At 61.5% G+C, this 20,729-nt stretch carries 17 protein-coding genes; 13 read left to right on the top strand and 4 right to left on the bottom strand.

Annotated features, from left to right (window positions below; genetic code table 11):
- The first annotated feature begins 1 nt into the window (after position 1).
- From ACQZ5H_RS12525 to ACQZ5H_RS12555, 7 genes are all read left to right on the top strand, one after another.
- Complete coding sequence (locus ACQZ5H_RS12525; protein WP_203431083.1) at positions 2-1,000, top strand: ABC transporter permease; 999 nt, start codon at positions 2-4, stop codon at positions 998-1,000.
- The gene (locus ACQZ5H_RS12530; RefSeq protein ID WP_449097892.1) at positions 1,000-2,172 is read left to right on the top strand and encodes an ABC transporter permease; all 1,173 of its coding nucleotides are present in this window, start codon (positions 1,000-1,002) and stop codon (positions 2,170-2,172) included. The genes ACQZ5H_RS12525 and ACQZ5H_RS12530 overlap by 1 nt, the downstream gene beginning before the upstream one ends.
- A gap of 87 nt (positions 2,173-2,259) precedes the next feature.
- A complete protein-coding gene (locus ACQZ5H_RS12535) occupies positions 2,260-3,468 on the top strand; it encodes a glycosyltransferase family protein (RefSeq protein ID WP_112712338.1) in 1,209 nt (402 codons plus the stop codon).
- An 11-nt stretch (positions 3,469-3,479) separates the two neighbouring features.
- Entirely contained in the window at positions 3,480-4,727 is a 1,248-nt protein-coding gene (locus ACQZ5H_RS12540) for a glycosyltransferase family 4 protein (protein WP_449097893.1), read from the top strand.
- Entirely contained in the window at positions 4,724-5,857 is a 1,134-nt protein-coding gene (locus ACQZ5H_RS12545) for a glycosyltransferase family protein (protein WP_449097894.1), read from the top strand. Before ACQZ5H_RS12540 ends, ACQZ5H_RS12545 begins: the two co-directional genes overlap by 4 nt.
- Positions 5,858-6,039: 182 nt before the next feature.
- The gene (locus ACQZ5H_RS12550) at positions 6,040-8,754 is read left to right on the top strand and encodes an ABC transporter transmembrane domain-containing protein (RefSeq protein WP_449097895.1); all 2,715 of its coding nucleotides are present in this window, start codon (positions 6,040-6,042) and stop codon (positions 8,752-8,754) included.
- A gap of 108 nt (positions 8,755-8,862) precedes the next feature.
- Positions 8,863-9,330, top strand: a complete 468-nt coding sequence (locus tag ACQZ5H_RS12555; RefSeq protein WP_112712346.1) for a cyclic nucleotide-binding domain-containing protein — start codon at positions 8,863-8,865, stop codon at positions 9,328-9,330.
- Between the two features lie 6 nt (positions 9,331-9,336).
- Here the strand turns inward: ACQZ5H_RS12555 and ACQZ5H_RS12560 are convergent, their stop codons facing one another.
- From ACQZ5H_RS12560 to ACQZ5H_RS12570, 3 genes are all read right to left on the bottom strand, one after another.
- Positions 9,337-9,630 (bottom strand): type II toxin-antitoxin system RelE/ParE family toxin, encoded by a 294-nt coding sequence (locus ACQZ5H_RS12560; RefSeq protein WP_449097896.1) that lies wholly within the window; start codon positions 9,628-9,630, stop codon positions 9,337-9,339.
- Positions 9,627-10,085: a hypothetical protein gene (locus ACQZ5H_RS12565; RefSeq protein WP_449097897.1), complete on the bottom strand. Its 459-nt coding sequence runs from the start codon at positions 10,083-10,085 to the stop codon at positions 9,627-9,629. The genes ACQZ5H_RS12560 and ACQZ5H_RS12565 overlap by 4 nt, the downstream gene beginning before the upstream one ends.
- Positions 10,086-10,201: 116 nt before the next feature.
- Positions 10,202-11,530, bottom strand: a complete 1,329-nt coding sequence (locus ACQZ5H_RS12570) for an MFS transporter (protein ID WP_112712350.1) — start codon at positions 11,528-11,530, stop codon at positions 10,202-10,204.
- Positions 11,531-11,909: 379 nt separating this feature from the next.
- On the opposite strand from ACQZ5H_RS12570, the gene cyoA reads away from it, so the two are divergent.
- Genes cyoA through ACQZ5H_RS12595 form a run of 5 tightly spaced genes read left to right on the top strand, consistent with a single transcriptional unit; the run spans position 11,910 to position 16,957 of the window.
- Positions 11,910-13,094, top strand: coding sequence for a ubiquinol oxidase subunit II (gene cyoA / locus ACQZ5H_RS12575; RefSeq protein WP_449097898.1), 1,185 nt, complete (start codon positions 11,910-11,912; stop codon positions 13,092-13,094).
- Between the two features lie 45 nt (positions 13,095-13,139).
- Positions 13,140-15,146 (top strand): cytochrome o ubiquinol oxidase subunit I, encoded by a 2,007-nt coding sequence (gene cyoB, locus ACQZ5H_RS12580; protein ID WP_449097899.1) that lies wholly within the window; start codon positions 13,140-13,142, stop codon positions 15,144-15,146.
- A gap of 5 nt (positions 15,147-15,151) precedes the next feature.
- Positions 15,152-15,772, top strand: coding sequence for a cytochrome o ubiquinol oxidase subunit III (gene cyoC / locus ACQZ5H_RS12585; RefSeq protein ID WP_112712657.1), 621 nt, complete (start codon positions 15,152-15,154; stop codon positions 15,770-15,772).
- On the top strand, positions 15,769-16,176 hold the full coding sequence (cyoD, locus tag ACQZ5H_RS12590) for a cytochrome o ubiquinol oxidase subunit IV (protein WP_112712356.1): 408 nt from the start codon (positions 15,769-15,771) through the stop codon (positions 16,174-16,176). Before cyoC ends, cyoD begins: the two co-directional genes overlap by 4 nt.
- 40 nt (positions 16,177-16,216) lie before the next feature.
- A complete protein-coding gene (locus ACQZ5H_RS12595; RefSeq protein ID WP_449097900.1) occupies positions 16,217-16,957 on the top strand; it encodes an SURF1 family protein in 741 nt (246 codons plus the stop codon).
- On the opposite strand, the gene ACQZ5H_RS12600 is transcribed toward ACQZ5H_RS12595, so the two are convergent.
- A complete protein-coding gene (locus tag ACQZ5H_RS12600) occupies positions 16,958-18,364 on the bottom strand; it encodes an FAD/NAD(P)-binding protein (RefSeq protein ID WP_449097901.1) in 1,407 nt (468 codons plus the stop codon).
- Between the two features lie 396 nt (positions 18,365-18,760).
- On the opposite strand from ACQZ5H_RS12600, the gene ACQZ5H_RS12605 reads away from it, so the two are divergent.
- On the top strand, positions 18,761-20,725 hold the full coding sequence (locus ACQZ5H_RS12605; RefSeq protein ID WP_449097902.1) for an ABC transporter ATP-binding protein: 1,965 nt from the start codon (positions 18,761-18,763) through the stop codon (positions 20,723-20,725).
- The last annotated feature ends 4 nt before the right edge of the window (positions 20,726-20,729 follow it).

A 20,729-nucleotide genomic window follows, 5' to 3' on the forward strand; every position in this document is an offset into this window, starting at 1 on the left:
GATGCTGAGATATATTCTCTGGCGCATCGCCGCCATGGTGCCGACGCTCTTCGTGATCTCGGCGCTGGTCTTCACCATTATCGAACTGCCGCCGGGCGACTTCTTCGAAAGCCAGATCGCCGAACTGCGAGCCCAGGGCGAGACCGCCAACCTGCAGGAAATCGAGGAACTCCGGAAGCAATACGGCTTCGACAAGCCGGAGATCGTCCGTTACTTCTACTGGGTCGGCGGCATGCTGCACGGCGACTTCGGCTATTCGTTCGAATACCAGCTTCCGGTCTCCGAAGTGGTCGGCGACCGCCTGTGGCTGACGATCCTGGTTTCCTTCACGACGATCCTCGTTACCTGGCTGATCGCCTTCCCGATCGGCATCTACTCGGCCACGCATCAGTATAGCTGGGGCGACTACGGGCTGACCTTCTTCGGCCTGCTCGGCATCGCCATTCCGAATTTCATGCTGGCGCTGATCCTGATGTATTTCGCCAATGTCTGGTTCGGGCTGTCGATCGGCCACCTGATGGATCAGCAATATCTGAACGAGCCGATGAGCTGGGAGAAGGCGAAGTCGATCCTCGCGCATCTGTGGATTCCCGTCATCATCGTCGGCACCGCCGGAACCGCGGGCATGATCCGCCGCCTGCGCGCCAATCTACTCGACGAGATGCAGAAACAGTATGTGACGACAGCGCGCGCCAAGGGCCTGCACCCGACCCGGGCGTTGATCAAATATCCGCTGCGCATGGCGCTGAACTTCTTCGTCGCCGATATCGGCTCGATCCTGCCATCGATCATCTCGGGTGCCGAAATCGTCGCGATCGTCCTCTCGCTCGAGACGACAGGACCGATGCTGGTCAAGGCGCTGCAGAGCCAGGACATGTATCTCGCCGGTTCGTTCCTGATGTTCCTCGCCTTCCTGAACGTCATCGGCGTGCTGATTTCGGATATCGCGCTCGGCTTCCTCGATCCCCGCATCCGCTTGCAAGGCAGGAGCACCAAATAATGTCGCCCTTGCCGCCGCCCGGCGCGCCCCTGGAGCATTTTGTCTCGACCACGCCGTTCGATCCGCATGCGCAGGAGACGATGACCTCTGCGCAGTCGCGCATCCACCTTGCTTCGCAGAAGCAACTGATGTGGTGGAAGTTCAAGCAGCACCGCCTGGCGCTGGTCTCCGGCATCTTCCTCGCCATCGTCTATTTCGCGATCCTGATCGTCGAATTCCTGGCACCCTATGGCCTGCATAGCCGCAATGTCGATTACATTCATTCGCCGCCGCAGCGGGTACATTTCTTCGACAAGGGCGAGTTCGTCGGCCCGTTCGTCTATGGCCGCTCGATGCAGCTCGATATCGATACGCTGCGCCGCATCTATACCGAGAAGCCCAACGATATTCAGCCGATCCGCTTCTTTTGCCGCGGCGATGCCTATCGTTTCTGGGGTCTGGTGGATTCCAACCTGCACCTCGTCTGCCCGGCCGAAGGCGGCCAGATGTATCTGCTCGGCACCGACCGTCTCGGCCGCGACGTGCTCTCGCGCATCCTCTACGGCGCCCGTATCTCGCTGACGATCGGCCTGATCGGCATCACCATCAGCTTCGTGCTCGGTATCGTCATCGGCGGTCTGGCCGGCTATCGCGGCGGTGTCTTCGACCTCATCGTCCAGCGCATGATCGAGGTGCTGCAATCGCTGCCGAGCCTGCCGCTCTGGATGGCGCTCGCCGCCATCATGCCGGTGACCTGGAGCCCGATCGTCATCTATTTCGGCATCACGGTCATTCTCGGCATCATCGACTGGACAGGACTGGCGCGCGCGGTGCGATCCAAGCTTCTGGCGCTGCGCGAGGAAGATTACGTGCAGGCGGCGCAACTGATGGGCGCCAGCACCCCGCGTATCATCGGCCGCCATCTGGTGCCCGGTTTCATGTCGCATCTCATTGCGTCGGCTACCATTTCCATTCCCGGCATGATCCTCGGCGAGACGGCCCTCTCCTTCCTCGGCCTCGGTCTGCGCCCGCCGATCACCAGCTGGGGCATCTTGCTCACGGAAGCAAAAAGCGTAAGTGTGATTGCCTTCTACCCTTGGCTGCTTTTTCCGATTATTCCGGTGGTTCTCGTCATTCTAGCCTTCAACTTTCTGGGAGACGGCTTGCGCGATGCAGCAGACCCCTACAAATAACAGGGCGCCCGGCGGCTGTCTGATCCGCTGTCGCGCGGCCTCCGGAAAGCGGGGGCGATAATGTCGTTCGCCCCAGAGGTATTGCCCATGGCCAGACGTGTCGAAGACGCGCGCATCCTGATGTACAGCCACGATACGTTCGGTCTCGGCCACCTGCGCCGCTGCCGGACCATCGCCCACGCGCTGGTCGAGGATTATCGCGGCCTGAACATCCTGATCATCTCCGGCGCCACGATCGCCGGCGCCTTCGATTACCGCGCCCGCGTCGATTTCGTGAAGATCCCGAGCGTCATCAAGCTTCGCAACGGCGAATATACGTCGATGGCGAGCCATATCGATCTTCAGGATACGCTGAAGATGCGCGAATCGAGCATCCGCCACACGGCGGAAACCTTCCAGCCGGATATCTTCATCGTCGACAAGGAGCCCATGGGCCTGAAGGGCGAAGTCGAGGATACGCTCGCCTATCTCAAGGCCCGCGGCACGACGCTGGTGCTTGGCCTGCGCGAAATCATGGACGCCCCGCATCTGCTCGACGCCGAGTGGAAGCGCAACGGCATCATGCAGAAGATCGATCAGTATTACGACAGCGTCTGGGTCTATGGCCCGCCTGATTTCTACGACCCGCTCGTTGGTCTCGACGTTCCCGCCAATGTCCGCCGCAAGATGGATTTCGTCGGCTTCCTGCAGCGCAGCGTCTCCAAGAGCAAGAAGTCGCTGAACACGCCTAAGGACAACTATATCCTGGTGACCACCGGCGGCGGCGGCGATGGCTCAGATCTCGTCCATGACGTGATGAACGCCTACGAACAGGACCAAACACTGCAGCAGAAGGCCCTCGTCGTCCTCGGCCCCTATATGCCCGCGGCGGAGCGGACCAAGCTCGTCAAGAAGGGTGAGAAGATCGCGGCGATCGAGGTCATCGAATTCGACAATCACATGGAAGAGCTGATCGCAGGCGCCACGGCCGTCGTCGCCATGGGCGGCTACAACACCTATTGCGAGATCCTGTCCTTCGACAAGCCGGCACTGATCGTGCCGCGCGTCAAGCCGCGCGAAGAGCAGCTGCTGCGCGCCCAGCGCGCTAGCGAACTCGGCCTCGTCGATATGCTGCTGCCGGACCAGTCAGCCAATCCGGCTGTGATGGCTGAGGCGCTGAAGCGCCTTCCGAGCCGCCTGCCGCCGTCGAAAAGCGGCTGCAACATGCGCCTCGAAGGCCTTGATCACATCTCGGAGACGGTCGGCCACTGGCTCGACAACCGCGGCGGCCACCTTTCCCTCGTCGGCGCAGAGTGAAGATAACAGCCTTGCCAGAACGCCGGAAGATCCTCGTCGTGCTGAAGGGCTATCCACGCCTTTCGGAAACCTTCATCGCGCAGGAATTGCTCGGCCTCGAGAAGGCCGGTTTCGACCTGACGCTGATTTCCATGCGCCGGCCGACCGACAAGAAGCGGCATCCTGTCCACGACGAGATCAAGGCTCGCGTCGTCTACCTGCCGGAATATCTGCATGAAGAGCCGCTCCGCGTTCTGAAGGGCCTGTTTGCCGGTTTCGGCAAGGCAGGTTTCGGCGCGTTGATGAAGCGCTTCATGGCCGACCTGCCGCGCGATATCTCCCGCAACCGCTTTCGCCGTCTCGGCCAGGCGCTGGTGCTCGCCCGCGAATGGCCCGACAACGGCCGCTGGCTGCATGCCCATTTCATCCACACTCCGGCATCCGTCACGGAATATGCAAGCATCCTGACAGGCACGCCCTGGACGGTTTCAGCGCATGCCAAGGATATCTGGACGTCGCCGGACTGGGAGTTGAACGAGAAGCTCTCGAGCGCCCGCTGGGCGGTGACGTGCACGCGCACAGGCTACGAGCATATGCGCACGCTGACCAGCCGCCCGGATGTGGTGCATCTCAGCTATCACGGGCTAGACCTCGCCCGCTTCGGCCATTTCTCCGGCGAACGTTCGCTGCGGGACGGCTCGTCGGCCGATGATCCGGTTTTCCTGCTCAGCGTCGGCCGCGCTGTCGAGAAGAAGGGCTACGACATCCTGCTGCGGGCACTTGCGCTTCTGCCACCGGAGCTCAACTGGCGGCTGGATCATATTGGCGGCGGCGAGGAGCTGTCGAAGCTGAAGTCCCTCGCCAATGAGCTCGGTCTCGGCAAGCGTATCGCCTGGAAAGGCGCGCTCGCCCAGGAAGACGTGCTGGACCACTACCGCCGCGCCGATCTCTTCGTACTCGCCTGCCGCATCGCCGCCAATGGCGACCGCGATGGCCTGCCGAATGTCCTCGTCGAGGCATCGAGCCAGCGGCTCGCCTGCCTCTCCACCAATATTTCCGGCGTGCCCGAGCTGCTGACGGATGGCGAGAACGGCCTCGTCGTTCCGCCTGAGGACCCGCAGGCGCTTGCCGCAGCACTTGAGAAGGCGATCCGCGATCCAGTGCTGCGCAAGCGGCTGGGCGATGCCGCCGAGCAGCGGGTGCGGACCCAATTTGACTATCACTCCAGCATCGCGCAGCTGACACAGCTTTTCGAAGACGAATGGCGGAAAGACCCATGAGCGCCAAACGCGTTTTCTTCTACGTCCAGCATCTGCTCGGCATCGGTCATATCGCTCGCGCCAGCCGTATCGCCAATGCGATGGCGAAGGATGGCTTCGACGTCACTGTGGTGACCGGCGGCCTGCCGGTGCCCGGCTTCCCGGCCGAGGGCCTGAAGACCATCGCCTTGCCGGCGGTCGTTGCCAGCAATGCCGGTTTCTCCGGCCTCGCGGATGCCAACGGCAATCCGGCAACGGAAGATTTCCTCAATGCGCGCCGCGACCAGCTGCTCGCCGCATTCGCGAACGCCAAGCCCGACGCCGTCATCATCGAGGCCTTCCCCTTCGGCCGCCGCCAGATGCGCTTCGAACTGTTGCCGCTGCTCGATGCCATCGCTGCAGCCAATCCGCGGCCGAAACTCTTCAGCTCGGTGCGCGACATCCTGCAGGAAAATCGCAAGGCTGGCCGCGATGAGGAAACCGTGAAGCTGGTGCAGGAGCATTTCGATGCCGTGCTCGTTCACGGCGATCCCGATTTCGTCCGCCTCGAAGACACGTTTCCGCTGACACCGGAGATCGCCGGCAAGGTCCGCTATACCGGCATGGTCGCGCCGCCACCGGCGGCCGATCCGGCCGAACGCTTCGATATCATCGCCTCCGCAGGCGGCGGCGCCGTCGGGCTCGAGCTGATCCGCGCGGCCCGGGATGCGGCGCACTCCCTGCCCGCAGAATACCGCTGGCTGCTGATATCGGGACCCAACCTGCCGGAGGCCGATTTTCAGTCTCTGCAGGACGATGCGCCCGCCAATGTCACCCTCGTGCGCTTCCGCAAGGATTTCCCTTCGCTGCTGAAGGGCGCCAAGGTCTCGATCTCGCAGGCGGGCTATAACACCGTCGGCGACCTCCTGCGCACCGATTGCCGGGCGATCCTCATCCCCTTCGTCGCAGGTGGAGAAACCGAACAGACGGTAAGGGCCGAGCGGCTGAAGGCGATGGGGCTCGCGGGCATCTTGCCGGAAACCGGATTGACCGCAGCGCATGTCGCCGCAGCCGTTGCCGAAGCGATGGATGCGCCGCCGCGCAAAGCGGCCACACTGGATTTGGCTGGCGCGGAGACCACAGCTGCGATCATTCGCACGATGCTCGGCTGAATTGCTCGCACTTTATGAAAGTCCTGTGATATAAACGAGTTTCCGGCAGAATCGGCTTTTCGACGGCAGTCCGCTTCGCCTTGTTTTCGTTACGATATCCGGCGGTCCGGCGGCATGATCCTGTTTCCCGAATCTCCCTCCTCGAACGTCTCCGGACCCTCCCATCAGGCTGACGGTTAGCAATGGAAAAGAGCCTCGCCCGCTATATCTGGTCGAACACCCGCCTCCAGCAGCTCTGGATTCTGGCGGTCGTTGCGGCGTCGATGATCCCCTACTTCCTGTCCTTCGATCTGCCGAAGCAGATCGTCAACGGACCGATCCAGGGTGACGGCTTCGACAATGCCAATGCGACGCAGACCTTCATGCACCTGTCCTACGACCTGCCGCTGATCGGGCATGTTGAGCTCTTCCAGGGCATCCAGCTGAACCGCCTACAGATGCTGATGGCGCTGAGCCTGGTATTCCTGGCGCTGGTGGTGCTGAACGGCCTCTTCAAGTTCTATATCAACACCTACAAGGGCCGCCTCGGCGAGCGCATGCTGCGCCGTATCCGCTTCCAGCTGATCGACCGCGTCCTGCGTTTCCCACCGTCGCACTTCAAGAAGGTGAAGTCGGCCGAAATCGCGACGATGATCAAGGACGAGGTGGAGCCGATGGGCGGCTTTACCGGCGACGCCTTCGTTTCCCCGGCGCTGCTCGGCGGCCAGGCGCTGACGGCGCTCGCCTTCATCATCGTCCAGAATTTCTGGCTCGGCATGATCGCCGCCGGTATCGTCGGCGTGCAGGCCATCGTTATTCCGCGGATGAGAAAGCGGCTTCTGGATCTCGGCCGCCAGCGCCAGCTGACCGCCCGCGAACTCTCCGGCCGCGTCGGCGAAATCGTCGATGGCATCGGCACGATCCATGGCAACGATACGTCGAATCTCGAGCGCGCCGACATCGCGTCGCGCCTCGGGCTGATCTTCAAGATCCGCTACGACCTCTATCAGTGGAAGTTCCTGGTCAAATTCCTGAACAACTTCCTGGCCCAGGTCACGCCCTTCCTGTTCTACGCGATCGGCGGTTATCTGGCGCTGCAGGGACGGCTCGATATCGGTCAGCTCGTCGCCGTCATCTCGGCCTACAAGGACCTGCCCGGCCCGCTGAAGGAACTGATCGACTGGGACCAGATGCGTCAGGACGTGCAGGTCAAGTACCAGCAGGTCTACGAACAGTTCAACGTCGAGCCGCTGATCGACAGCAAGATCCAGGAAATTCCGGGCGACGTCGTCGGCCCGCTGACCGCGGCTCTCGTCGTCACCAATCTCGCCGTCAGCGACGACAGCGGCGCGCGTCTCGTCGATCACGTCTCGGTCGAGATCAAGCCGAACGAAACGGTCGCCATCGTCGGGCCGAACGGCAGCGGCGCGGAAGCCTTTGCCGAAGCGCTCGGGCGCATCGTCTGGCCGGATTCCGGCCGCATCAGCATCGACGGGCGCGACCTTCTCGACATGCCGGAATCGGTAACAGGACGGCGCATCTCCTATGCTTCGTCGGACACCTATTTCTTCCACGGCACGCTGCGCGACAACCTGCTTTACGGGCTCAAGCACGCGCCGCTGACCGATCCAGGCTACGACTCGCAGAAGGCGCTCGAACTCAAGTGGCGCAATGCCGAGGCGCTGCGCGCCGGCAATCCGACATTCGACCTGAACAGCGACTGGGTGGATTACAATGCCGCAGGTGCCAACGGGCCCGAAGACCTGCTGAAGGCGATCCGCCCGGTTCTCGACGCGGTGATGATCTCACAGGATATCCTCGACCTCGCCCTGCGCTCCTCGGTCGATACATCCGTGCATGTCGTCCTGGCTGACCGCATCGTCGATCTGCGCCTCGCACTGCGTGACCGCCTCAAGGAAGAGAACCTCGATACGATCGTCGTTCCCTTCGATTTCGACGCCTACAATCCACAGGCGACCGTCGGCGAAAATCTGCTGTTCGGCACGATGAAGCGGCCGATGATGACCAACCGCCGGCTGGCGGCGCATCCCTATTTCCAGCAGCTGTTCCGCGACACAGGCCTCAGCAACGATCTCTACGCCATGGGTCTCGAGATCGCGGAAAACGCCGTCGAACTCTTCCATGACCTGCCGCCGGACCACCCGTTCTTCCAGCAGCTGACCTTCATGACGGCGGATGACATTCCGACCTATCAGGCGCTGCTCCAGAAACTGACGAGCCGGAAATTCGAGGATGCGACGGCGGAAGAGCGCTCGAGCATCATCCGGCTGAGCTTTGCCTATATCGAACCCCGCCACCGTTTCGGTCTGCTGACCGACGAGCTGATGGCGAAGATCGTTTCGGCCCGCAAGCAGTTCCACGAGCATATTCCCGATGACCTCTCGGCCCTGATCGAGCGCTACGATCCAGAACGCTTCACCGCATCGGCAAGCCTGATGGACAACGTGCTCTTCGGCCGCATCGCCTATCAGCAGGCCGATGCCTCCGACCAAATCCGGTTGATCATGGGCGAGCTGTTCGATCAGCTCGATCTCTATGACGACGTGCTGTCAATCGGCATGGAATTCGACGTCGGTTCCGGCGGCAAGCGCCTGACGATGGTCCAGCGCCAGAAGGTCAACATGGCCCGTACGCTCTTGAAGCGCTCGGACTATTTCATCTTCAACCGGCCGCTGCTGGCACTCGACCAGCGCGTCCAGGACCAGATCATTCGCAACGTCGTGACCGGGCTCCATGAAGAGGGCAAGCGGCCCGCAATCATCTTCGTGCTCTCCAATGCCCGGCTGGCGGAAATCTTCGACCGGATTCTGCTGTTCGAGCGCGGCGGCCTTGCCGAAGCCGGTGGCTATCCGGAACTTTCGGAGAAAAACACTATGTTCAAGGAACTGTTATCGTAATAATCTATTGGGGCGGCTGAGACGGCATTCTTGCGAGGGAATGCCTGGTAGAGTTTTAAAAAGCGCGATCTCCTTTGGCGAGGAGGCGCGGCAGGGGGTAAAACGCTCATGCTGTTGAGAGATGAAGTCGAAATGCTGCGACGGGTGCCGATCTTTTCCAGGATCGCTCCGGCGAAACTCAAGCTTTTGGCGTTCACCTCCGACCGGATGACCTACAAGGCCGGTCAGAACCTCTTCCACCAGGGCGACCCGGGCGACGCAGCCTATGTGATCCTCTCGGGCACGGCCGATATTCTCGTCCACTCGCCCGCCGGCGACATCAAGGTCGCCGATGTCGAGCTCAATTCCATCGTCGGCGAAATCGCCATTCTCTGCGACGTCTCGCGTACGGCAACCGTGCGCGCCACCTCGGGCCTCGAAGTCCTGCGCATCAGCAAGGAACACTTCCTGAAGCTCCTGAGCGACTTCCCTGAAATGGCCGTCGAGATCATGCGCGTGCTGGCCGACCGCCTTAACCACACGACCGCCGAACTGACCGCCGCCCGCGCCAAGCAGCCGGAAGCCGTCGCTCGCTAACCAGCCTCACTCCTCTTCCGGCGGCCATTGCTGGGCGCCGTGAAGCAGGCGCAGGATGTGTACCTGCTGGGCTTTCTCGTCGATACGATAGATGATGACGTAGGAGCTGTTGGGAACAACGAGCTCCCGCGTGCCTTTCTGGCGACCAATTCGGCCAGCGAGAGGGTAACTGCGCAGGAGGTCGCTCTGGCTGCGTACAAGCGTTTCCAAACGGACTGCTGCCTGAGGGTTTCGTTGGAATATATAAGACACTTGGTTTCGGCGATCGTTCAGAGCGCGCGGCAGCCATCTGACGATCACTGCTGATCACCTGGCAAGCGCGACCTCAGGCTAGTCAGCAACTCGTCCATTTCCTTGTTGGCCTCTTCATCGCTGATCCAGACCGTATTCGGATCGTCCGCTTCGCGAAGACCGATCTGGACCTGCTCGCGAAACCACCGGTCATGCTCGGCCGCCTCATGCGCGCGCTTCAGAGCGTCGGCGCGATCGGGACGCTTGGCGGGCTCGGCGGCATAATCGCTGGCGTCGACGTCGAACTGGGAGATGCCGACGTCCCGGAGATAAGACACCAGCGTCTCCATCTTCTTGAAGAGCCTGACCTGACGGCTGCGCTGCGCCGCAAGCGGATGCTCGCTCTTTCCGTAGCGCACGACGATGGACCAGCCGCCTGTCTGGCCGACGACAAGCGTCTTTTCGATGGCACCGGCGCCGGCCAGTTGGGCGAGCGTTGCATGGTCGATCGTGGAACGGGTCATGGCGGCATCTCCTTCGTAGAGAAGGATATGCAATCAATTATAATTTGCAACGCATCGATCAATAAAAAGCCCGGTCGAAACCGGGCTTTTCGAATCGACCTGGCGCGGCCCCTAACCTATTCCCGCTGCTCCAGCGCCCTGCTGAAGGCGAGCGCTGCCAGCGTGCAGATGGCACCTGAGAGCAGGTAGTAGCCAACGAAGGTCAGGCCGAAGCTGCTGGAGAGGCTGAGCGCCACCAACGGCGCAAAACCGGCGCCGACGAGCCAGGCGAGGTCGGACGTGAAGGCAGCGCCTGTGTAGCGGTAGCCACGGCCGAAGCGCGAGGAGATCGAGCCGGTCGCCTGGCCGAAGGACAGGCCGAGCACGCCGAAGCCGATGATGACGAAGGCATCCTGACCGGCATCACCCGAAGCGATCAGCATCGGACCAACGAAGGAGAAGATCGCGATCAGCACCGCACAGACGGCCAGCTGAGCACGGCGGCCGATTCGGTCGGCGATCAGGCCCGACGCGATGATCGCAACGATGCCGACAAGCGCGCCGATGATCTGCACCACCATGAAAGTGTCGAGCGGCTGCGTGCCGTAGAGGCTCATCCAGCCGAGCGGGAAGATGGTGACGAGGTGGAACATCGCGAAGCTCGCGAGCGGCACGAAGGCGCCGATCAGGATATCGCGGCCGTGGATTTTCAAAACCTTGCCGATCGGCGCGGCTTCAAGTTCGTGCTGTTCCAGAAGCGTGCCGAACTCCTGCGTCATGACCAGACGCAGGCGCGCAAAGAGCGCCACGACGTTGATCGCGAAAGCGACGAAGAACGGATAGCGCCAGCCCCAGGAGAGGAAATCCTCGTTGGAGAGATTGGCAATGAAGAAGCCGAAGATAGTGCTCGCCAGCGCGAAGCCGATCGGCGCACCGAGCTGCGGGATCATCGCGTACCAGCCGCGCTTGTTCTGCGGCGCGTTCAGCGCCAGAAGCGAGGCGAGACCATCCCAGGCGCCGCCGAGCGCGAAGCCCTGGCCGAGCCGGAAGAGCGCCAGAAGCGCGATCGCCCAATAGCCAATCTCGTTATAACCGGGCAGGAACGCGATCGAAGCGGTCGAGCCGCCGAGCAGGAACAGCGCGATCGTCAGCTTCGTGCCGCGGCCATAGAATCGGTCGATCGTCATGAAGACGACGGAGCCGACCGGACGCGCCAAGAAGGCCAGCGAAAAGATCGCGAACGAATAGAGCGTCCCCGTCAGCCTGTCCGGTGCAAAGGGAAAGATCAGCTGCGGGAAGACCAGGACAGAGGCCAGGCCATAAACAAAGAAATCGAAGAATTCGGACATTCGCCCGATGATGACGCCAAGAGCAATACTTCCAGGCGAAACCTTTTCGCCGGCATGAATCTGTCTTGCGTCACGTTCGAGTGTCGTGGACGATGGTCCATAGTGTGCTGCAGTCATTAAACGCCTCCCTCGTCGAGACGCTTGCGGCAAAGCGCCTCAAGACGATCTTGATCAAACCTGCAAGGTTATCAAGTCTGACGGACGTAAATAGTTCATCATCCATTCTCAAAATTAGATGTGGATGAGAAATTGAGCGTGATCGCCCGATTCGCGGCCTTTCAAGTGGCCGTTTTCGTTTTCGCGGATATATTATGCCGCACAAAAGCATGCGCTGGGGCCAAATCCTTCCGAAACTTATCAGGATTTCAACGCCGTAGCGCCTTACATTCTTTGCCGCGCTGCGGCATGTTTGCTGCAGTGCGACCAAACACCTCATGTTGCCATCAGGTTCAGTGCTTTAGTCGCGGTTTGGACGAAACAACAAGAGCTTAGAGACGTGCAAAAACTCGTGAAGTTTTCCCGCCTTCTATCCGTGTTGCCGCTGATGATGCTGGCAGGATGCAATATGGTCGTGATGTCGCCGTCGGGCGATATCGCAAGTCAGCAGGCAGACCTCATTCTGGTCTCCACCTTCCTGATGCTGCTGATCATCGTGCCGGTCCTGTTCCTGACGTTCTTCTTCGCCTGGCGTTACCGGCGTTCGAATACGGCAGCGACCTATGATCCGGAATGGCATCACTCGACACGGCTGGAAGTGGTTATCTGGTCGGCACCGCTGGCCATCATCATCGCCCTTGGCGCCATCACCTGGATTTCGACTCACAAGCTCGATCCCTACCGTCCGCTCGATCGCATCGATGCCGAGCGCAGCATCCCTGAGAACGTCAAGCCGATGACTGTCGAAGTCGTCGCGCTCGATTGGAAGTGGCTGTTCTTCTATCCGGAGCTCGGCATTGCGACGGTCAATGAGCTGGCGGCGCCGGTCGATGTGCCGATCAATTTCAGGATCACCGCATCCTCGGTCATGAACTCCTTCTACATTCCCGCACTTGCCGGCCAGATCTACGCGATGCCCGGCATGCAGACGCAGCTTCATGCCGTCATCAACAAGGAAGGCGAGTATGAGGGCTTTTCCGCCAATTACAGCGGCGAAGGCTTCTCGCATATGCGCTTCAAGTTCCATGGCCTGAACCAGCGGGGCTTCGACGATTGGGTCGCCAAGGTGAAGAGCCAGGGCACGGCGCTGAACCGTGACGCCTATCTCAAGCTTGAAAAGCCGTCCGAGCGCGAGCCGGTCCGCTACTACGCGACCGCCGACAAGGACCTCTACCAGGCGATCCTCAACCTCTGCGCCACGCCGGGCAAGATGTGCATGAGCGATATGATGCATATCGACATGATGGGTGGCGGCGGCAAGGAAAGCGCCGAGAACCGCGAAAAGCTGGAGTATGACAACCGCCACGTCGGCGAAGGCCATGGCGCAGAAGCCGAAGCAGTCCCCGCGGCCGCTACGCCTGCTTCCAGCGATCAGAAGCCGGCAGATGCTGCAAACGGCAATCAGCAGGACATGCAGAACATGCCCGGTATGGACATGAGCGGCAGCGGCCACGACGGCCATTCGATGCCGGGCATGAACCACGGCAGCGGCGATCCGGCACCAGCCCAGCCGAGCAACAATTAAACCTGGCGCTTTGCGTCGCTAAGACACCAATGAACGGGTTACTCCATGTTTTCCAATCCTGACCTCCTGAAGTTCATCTTCGGCCGGTTGACCCTCGATGCGATCCCCTATCACGAGCCGATCCTGATCTTCACCTTCATCGGCGTTGCGATCGGCGGCATCGCCGTCGTGGGGCTCATCACCTATTTCAAGTTCTGGGGACCGCTCTGGCGCGACTGGATCACCAGCGTCGATCACAAGAAGATCGGCATCATGTATGTGATCCTCGCCGTCATCATGCTGCTGCGCGGCTTTTCCGACGCCATCCTGATGCGTATCCAGCAGGCGATCGCCTTCAATGGTTCGGAAGGCTATCTGCCGCCACATCACTACGACCAGATCTTCACGGCGCATGGCGTCATCATGATCTTCTTCGTGGCGATGCCCTTCGTCACCGGCCTGATGAACTTCGTCGTGCCGCTGCAGATCGGCGCCCGCGACGTCTCCTTCCCGTTCCTCAACAACTTCTCGTTCTGGATGACCACCGCCGGCGCGATCATCATCATGATCTCGCTCTTCATCGGTGAATTCGCACGGACCGGCTGGCTTGCCTATCCGCCGCTTTCGGGCGCGGACTACAGTCCCGGCGTCGGTGTCGACTATTATATCTGGGGCCTGCAGGTCGCCGGCGTCGGCACGACGCTGTCGGGGATCAACCTGATCGCGACAATCGTCAAGATGCGCGCGCCCGGCATGACGTTCATGAAGATGCCGGTCTTCACCTGGACCTCGCTCTGCACCAACGTGCTGATCGTCGCCTCTTTCCCGATCCTAACCGCGACCCTCGTTCTGCTGTCGCTCGACCGCTATGCCGGCACGAACTTCTTCACGAACGATCTCGGCGGTAACCCGATGATGTATGTGAACCTCATCTGGATCTGGGGCCACCCGGAAGTCTACATCCTCGTACTGCCCGCCTTCGGCATCTTCTCGGAAGTGGTCGCCACTTTCTCGGGCAAGCGCCTCTTCGGCTACGCCTCGATGGTTTACGCCACCTGCGTCATCATGATCCTCTCCTACCTCGTGTGGCTGCACCACTTCTTCACGATGGGTTCGGGCGCCAGCGTCAACTCGTTCTTCGGCATAACTACGATGATCATCTCGATCCCGACAGGGGCCAAGATGTTCAACTGGCTGTTCACGATGTATCGCGGCCGCATCCGCTACGAAGTGCCGATGCTCTGGACCGTCGGCTTCATGGTGACCTTCGTCATCGGTGGTATGACCGGCGTCATGCTCGCCATCCCGCCGGCCGACTTCGTGCTGCACAACTCGCTGTTCCTGATCGCCCACTTCCATAATGTGATCATCGGCGGCGTGCTGTTCGGCCTCTTCGCAGGCGTCAACTACTGGTTCCCGAAGGCCTTCGGCTTCAAGCTCGACCCGTTCTGGGGCAAGATGAGCTTCTGGTTCTGGCAGATCGGCTTCTTCTTCGCCTTCATGCCGCTCTACGTGCTCGGCCTGATGGGTGTCACGCGCCGCGTCTCGCAGTTCGAAGATCCGTCGCTGCAGATCTGGTTCATCATCGCCGCCTTCGGCGCCGGCCTGATCGCCATCGGCATCGCCTCGTTCCTCATCCAGATCTTCGTCAGCTTCCGCAAGCGCGAAGCGCTGAAGGACGAGACCGGCGACCCGTGGGATGGCCGTACGCTGGAATGGGCGACCTCTTCGCCGCCGCCGGATTACAACTTCGCGTTCACGCCGGTCGTCCACGATCACGACAGCTGGTACGACATGAAGAAGCGCGGCTATGTCCGTCCGCTCGAGGGCTTCAAGCCGATCCACATGCCGAAGAACACCGGCACTGGCGCGATCCTCTCGGCGCTCAGCATCGGCCTCGCCTTCGGCCTGATCTGGTACATGTGGTGGCTGGCGATCCTGTCCTTCGCCGCGATCGTCCTCGTGTCGATCGTCCACACATTCAACTACAAGCGTGACTTCTACATTCCCGTGGAAGAAGTCACCAATACGGAAGACAAGCGCACGCAGCAGCTTGCCGCGGCGCAGGGATGACGACCATGACCGATCACACAATCGACACGGCCGAGAAGCCCGTTTTCTACCTCACCGAGGAGCATCATCCGGAGAGCAGCACCAATCTCGGTTTCTGGCTCTACCTGATGAGCGACTGCCTGATGTTCGCAGTGCTCTTCGCCACCTATGGCGTGCTCGGCCGCAACTATGCGGCCGGCCCGTCGCCGAAGGATCTGTTCGATCTGCCGCTGGTGGCAATCAACACCTCCATGCTGCTGCTGTCCTCGATCACCTACGGCTTTGCGATGCTGCAGATGATGCGTGGCTACAAGGCCGGCGTGCTGTTCTGGCTGGCCGTCACCGGCCTGTTCGGCGCAGCCTTCATCGGCCTCGAACTCTATGAGTTCGCGCATCTGATCCATGAGGGCGCAGGCCCGACGCGCAGCGCCTTCCTGTCGGCCTTCTTCACGCTGGTCGGCACCCACGGTCTGCACGTCACCTTCGGTATCATTTGGCTGATCACGCTGATGATCCAGGTCTCGATGCACGGCCTGATCGAAGCCAACAAGCGCCGCCTGATGTGCCTGTCGATGTTTTGGCACTTCCTCGATGTCGTCTGGATCGGCGTCTTTTCCTTGGTCTATCTGCTGGGAGTTCTCGGATGAGCTCGAACACTCACGCCCACGACGCACATCACGACCATGGCCATGGCGGCCACGGTCACGGCGGTCACGAGGCCGATCACGGCTCGTTCAAGAGCTACATGATCGGGTTCGTCCTGTCGGTCATCCTGACGGCAATCCCCTTCTGGCTCGTCATGGCCGGCGTCTTCGAAAACCCGCTTGTCACGGCAACCGCCGTGATGATCCTCGGCGCGATCCAGATCGTTGTCCACATGATCTACTTCCTGCATATGAACACGCGTTCTGAAGGCGGTTGGACCATCATGGCGCTGATCTTCACGATCGTCATCGTCGCCATCGCCCTCGCCGGTACCTTCTGGGTCATGCATCATCTGAACACCAACATGATGCCGATGAGCCCCGAAATGATGAAGAACATGCCCTGAGCATGACGCGGGCGGCGATGAGCCGCCCGCTCTTTTTGCCATGACCGATCTTTCCGACACCAAGCCCGACAGCCGCCGTTCGCCCGTTAAGCTCTTTGCGCTCTGCGGCCTGATCTTCGTTGCCATGGCCGCATTTGTAGCCCTCGGCATCTGGCAGATCGAGCGGCTTTACTGGAAGCTCGACCTGATCGCCCGCGTCGACCAGCGCATCCATGCCGAACCGGTCGCGGCACCAGAAGGGCGCAACATCAATCCCGCCGAAGACGAATATCTGCGCGTCAAGGCAACCGGCACGCTGGATAACAGCAAGGAAACCTTCGTCTATACCTCGACGGAACTCGGCCCCGGCTATTGGGTGATGACGCCGCTGATGCTGGCGGATGGCAATGCCATCCTGATCAACCGCGGCTTCGTACCCTCCGAAAAGCGCGATCCCAAGACCCGCGCCGAAGGGCAGCTCTCCGGCACGGTGACCATCACCGGCCTGCTGCGGCCGACCGAGCCGAAAGGCTCGCTGCTGCAATCCAACAATCCCGCGACGGGACGGTGGTATTCGCGCGACGTCGCGGCGATCACCGCCGACAAGAGCGTCGCGAAGGCAGAGCCCTATTTCATCGATGCCGATGCGACGCCCAATCCCGGCGGTTCGCCGGTCGGCGGGCTGACCCGCGTCGTCTTCCCGAACAGTCACCTAAGCTACGCGATCACCTGGTTCGCCATGGCGATCATGATGGCCGGGCTGCTCGCCGTCGTCATCCGCAACGAGCTGCGCCGCCGCTAATCACATCGCCCGGCATTGCGGGAAGGCGCGGGCCGCGACCTCTTCCGCCGCGGCATAGGCTTGGCTGACGATCTCCGGCACCAGATCGATATCCGGCAGGCTGCCGAGACCGAGCGGACCAATCGCAAAGATGCCATCCACCGCCGAACCATCCTCAAGATAGGGCTCGCCCCTCTGGTTCACGGCAATGCCGAGACCGAGCTCGTCAGGCATCGCGAGCCCTGCAGCAAAGAGGCTCTGCAGCAGGGGCGCCTCAAGATCCGCCGCGCGGCAGCGGCAATCGATGACCCGCTCTGCATGGATCACTTCCTCAGCGGCCGATCCCGCCGGCGTAAAGAAGATGCCGCTCAGTCCCTGCCGCCCGGCAATGCCGCGGCGAAGCACGGTATTGCCACCGGCGAGCTCGCGCTTCAGACGCAGATACATGGCTTCGGGCAAACGATTGCGGTGGCTGTCATAGATGGCGCGCAGATGCCGGTTAAACTGCTGCTTCTGGCGCCCCGGCAGCGCCCGCCAGAGCGAGCGGGCATGTTTGCGCAAGCCGTTCATCACCGACTGCCAGCTGCGCCCCGCCTCCTCCGCCTCACGGCAGGCATTGCGGATAAAGCGCAGGATGTCAGGCAGATCCTTCGGCAGTTCTTCTGCAGGGAAAACCGGCTCGGCGGAGTTCGGCGTATGGCTCTGCGGCAGGAAGCCGTGTTTGGAGACGATGGTGATCTGACCACCATAGCCTTCGTCGCGCAGCTGCAGCAATTGGTCGACGACGCGGATGCCGCTGCCGAGAAGAATCGTATGCGGGCGGCCAACGAGGCGCTGGGCGCGCACGGGCGCACCTTCGCCGGAGAGCAGATCGGCCTGCGGGAGCCCGTAGCCGGTCGCCAGGAAAACGGTATCGAAGAGCGGATTGGCAGGACCGGCATGTTCGAGAAGGAAGCGGTGGCCGTGGCTCCTGCGGATCGCCACGACGGGTTCGTGGCTGACCTGGACGGTGATGTCCTTGCGGGTGGCGAGCGCTTCGGAAAAGCGCTGGTAAACGTAATCGCTGAAAATTTCCTTGGGCACGAAGATCTGGCGGAATCCCGGGATCGCCGCGGGCACCGCAGCGCGGAACTCCGCGTTGCTACAGAGCCAGTCGTTGAAATCATCGGCATCCCCGGTCGAGACAGAGAGATCGCGAACGCGGGTGTTGAGGATCGCCGAGCGCCGGGCCGAGGACAGCGCCTGCCCGCCGCTGACGGAGGAATTGGGATCGAAGAGCTGCAGATGGAACGGTGTGCGAACCGTCTTCATCAGCGCAATCGCCGTCATCATCCCGGAAAAGCCGCGCCCGACAATGGCGATGCGCGGAATGGCGGAAGGCTTCGCCGCCGCCGCGGCCTTCGCAGAGAAAAGTCCTTGAACCGTCATCTCAACTCCTCGCGGTCATCGCCGCATCCGTGTCTCGATCAGGGTATCGACGCAGAAAAATCGCGCTGCGTCGGCCAGGGTTCGCGCCGCCATACAAGCGGTTGTCCGGCACGCGCCGGAGGAAGAACTAGGGGAGCAATCGCTGCCGTCCATAGTCTATCAAACTGGTCGTGTATGAGAGCGGAAAATGATGCGGCTGGCAACCCCCTCGCCCACGAAGCCCTCACGCGACATGCTAACCCGTTGATCCCGATGCGGACTTTCCCTTTTTCCGGCACACCGCCAAGACAACAGCGATTTCCACCAGAAGGCGAACGGAAAGCCAGCTGTCTTTCACGCGCGCCCGCCGCCGGATCTTCCCCTCACGATAAAATAACCAGTTGGTGAATTCTTTACTTGAACGGCCGAATGGAATCGGCAAAAGTAAGCGTACTATCAATCCCTTCATGGAATTGCCGTCTTTTCGGGCCACCGTCCGGACACACACATCTATTTGGAATCATTACCGTGAGCAGCGATGCGTCTATGAGCGTCACGAAGCCTTCGGCTTCGCTGGCGAAAGCGACTGCGGCGGGCTGGGGTAAGGGCCTCTTTACGCTGGTCCGCATTACCGTCATGGCCTTCCGTCATCCCTGGCAGTCAGGTTTTGCGATCGGTGCGACGCTTGTCGCATCGACGTTTCAGCTGCTGATTCCCCGGCTTCTCGGCCAGGCCGTGGACCACACGCAGGTTGCATTGAGCGGCGGGACGGCGGGCCAGATGGCGCAGGATGCGCTATTGACGACCGCACTCATGCTGCTCGGTGCCAGCGTGTTGCGCGGCATCTTCACGATGATCCAGAACTACTATTCCGAGAGCGTCGGCCACCATATGGGCTACGAGCTGCGGCTCGCCTGCTACGAGAAGATCCAGCGCCTCTCCTTCAGCTTTCACGACACCGTCCATTCCGGCGATCTGATCACTGTCGGCCTTCTCGATCTCGAAGGCGTGCGCATGTATTTCTCGACGGCGCTCGTGCGTGTCTTCCTGCTGTCGATGCTGATCGGCATCGGTGCCTATATGCTGATCTCGACGGATGTGGTGCTCGGGCTTCTGGCGCTGTCCTTCGTGCCCTTCGTCGGCTGGCGGTCCTCGGTGACGCAGCTGAAGCTGCGTGCCACCTGGCTGGAGCTGCAGGAACGGCTCTCGGTTCTCACCCGCATCATGGAAGAAAATCTCGGCGGTATCCGCGTCGTGCGCGCCTTCGCGGCGCAGGATCACGAGATGGCGAAGTTCGAGGCTGCCTCGACCAATGCCGTCGAGCTTGCCCATGAGCGCGTCGGCATCCGCGTTGCCAATACCAGCGCCATGACCTTCTCCTTCTTCGCCTCGATGGGCCTGGTGCTCTGGGTCGGCGGCGGCAAGGTCATGTCCGGCGAGATCACCGTCGGGACGCTCGCCTCGTTCCTGACCTTCATGACCATTCTGCAGATGCCGGTGCGCCAGCTCGGTCTGATGGTCAATGCCTTTGCCCGCGCCTCCACCTGCGGAACCCGACTGTTCAACCTGCTCGATCTTGAGATCGCGGTGCGCGATGCGCCCGACGCGAAAGAGCTGAAGGTCACCGAGGGCACGCTGCGCTTCGAGCATGTCGAGTTCGCCTATCCGAGCTCGGACATGCATCAGGTGCTCTACGATATCAGCTTTGAGGCGAAGCGCGGCGAGACTGTCGGCATCGTCGGCCCGCCCGGCAGCGGCAAGTCGACGATCGCGCATCTGATCCCGCGCTTCTACGACGTGACCCGCGGCAAGATCACCATCGACGGACAGGATATCCGCCAGGCGACGTTGCAGTCGCTGCGCCGTTCGGTCGCCGTCGTCCAGCAGGATTCCTTCCTGTTCACCACCTCGATCGAGAACAACATCGCCTATGGCGACCCATGGGCGAAGGAACAGCGCATCGAGCGCGCCGCCGAAAGCGCCCAACTGCATAATTACGTGCTGGGCCTGCCGACGGGCTATGACACTGTCGTCGGCGAACGCGGCGTGTCGCTCTCCGGCGGCCAGCGTCAGCGCCTGTCGATCGCCCGCGCCCTGATGCTGCGGCCGGCCGTGATGGTCTTCGACGATTCCACGGCGGCGATCGATGCGGCGACCGAGCAGCGCATCCGCGCCGCCATGCGCAAATATGCCGCCGACCGCGTCACCCTCATCGTCGCCCACCGCCTGAGCTCGCTGATGCATGCCGACCAGATTCTCTTCGTCGAGGAAGGCCGGATCGTCGAGCGCGGCACGCATGCGGAGCTGCTGGCCCTCGGAGGGCGCTACAAGGCGCTTTACGACCTGCAGATCCGGCCGGGTGATGAGGCGCTGAGTGCATGAAGTT

This window comes from Rhizobium sp. 21-4511-3d, from assembly GCF_053522545.1.

Excerpts from the sequence above, each read along its gene's own strand:
- ACQZ5H_RS12595 (WP_449097900.1), top strand. The coding sequence starts at position 16,217 with ATGACCGATCTTTCCGACACCAAGCCCGACAGCCGCCGTTCGCCCGTT.
- cyoD (WP_112712356.1), top strand. The coding sequence starts at position 15,769 with ATGAGCTCGAACACTCACGCCCACGACGCACATCACGACCATGGCCAT.
- cyoC (WP_112712657.1), top strand. The coding sequence starts at position 15,152 with ATGACCGATCACACAATCGACACGGCCGAGAAGCCCGTTTTCTACCTC.
- ACQZ5H_RS12570 (WP_112712350.1), bottom strand. The coding sequence starts at position 11,530 with ATGACTGCAGCACACTATGGACCATCGTCCACGACACTCGAACGTGAC.
- ACQZ5H_RS12550 (WP_449097895.1), top strand. The coding sequence starts at position 6,040 with ATGGAAAAGAGCCTCGCCCGCTATATCTGGTCGAACACCCGCCTCCAG.
- ACQZ5H_RS12555 (WP_112712346.1), top strand. The coding sequence starts at position 8,863 with ATGCTGTTGAGAGATGAAGTCGAAATGCTGCGACGGGTGCCGATCTTT.
- ACQZ5H_RS12565 (WP_449097897.1), bottom strand. The coding sequence starts at position 10,085 with ATGACCCGTTCCACGATCGACCATGCAACGCTCGCCCAACTGGCCGGC.
- ACQZ5H_RS12545 (WP_449097894.1), top strand. The coding sequence starts at position 4,724 with ATGAGCGCCAAACGCGTTTTCTTCTACGTCCAGCATCTGCTCGGCATC.
- cyoB (WP_449097899.1), top strand. The coding sequence starts at position 13,140 with ATGTTTTCCAATCCTGACCTCCTGAAGTTCATCTTCGGCCGGTTGACC.
- ACQZ5H_RS12600 (WP_449097901.1), bottom strand. The coding sequence starts at position 18,364 with ATGACGGTTCAAGGACTTTTCTCTGCGAAGGCCGCGGCGGCGGCGAAG.
- ACQZ5H_RS12525 (WP_203431083.1), top strand. The coding sequence starts at position 2 with ATGCTGAGATATATTCTCTGGCGCATCGCCGCCATGGTGCCGACGCTC.
- ACQZ5H_RS12535 (WP_112712338.1), top strand. The coding sequence starts at position 2,260 with ATGGCCAGACGTGTCGAAGACGCGCGCATCCTGATGTACAGCCACGAT.
- ACQZ5H_RS12530 (WP_449097892.1), top strand. The coding sequence starts at position 1,000 with ATGTCGCCCTTGCCGCCGCCCGGCGCGCCCCTGGAGCATTTTGTCTCG.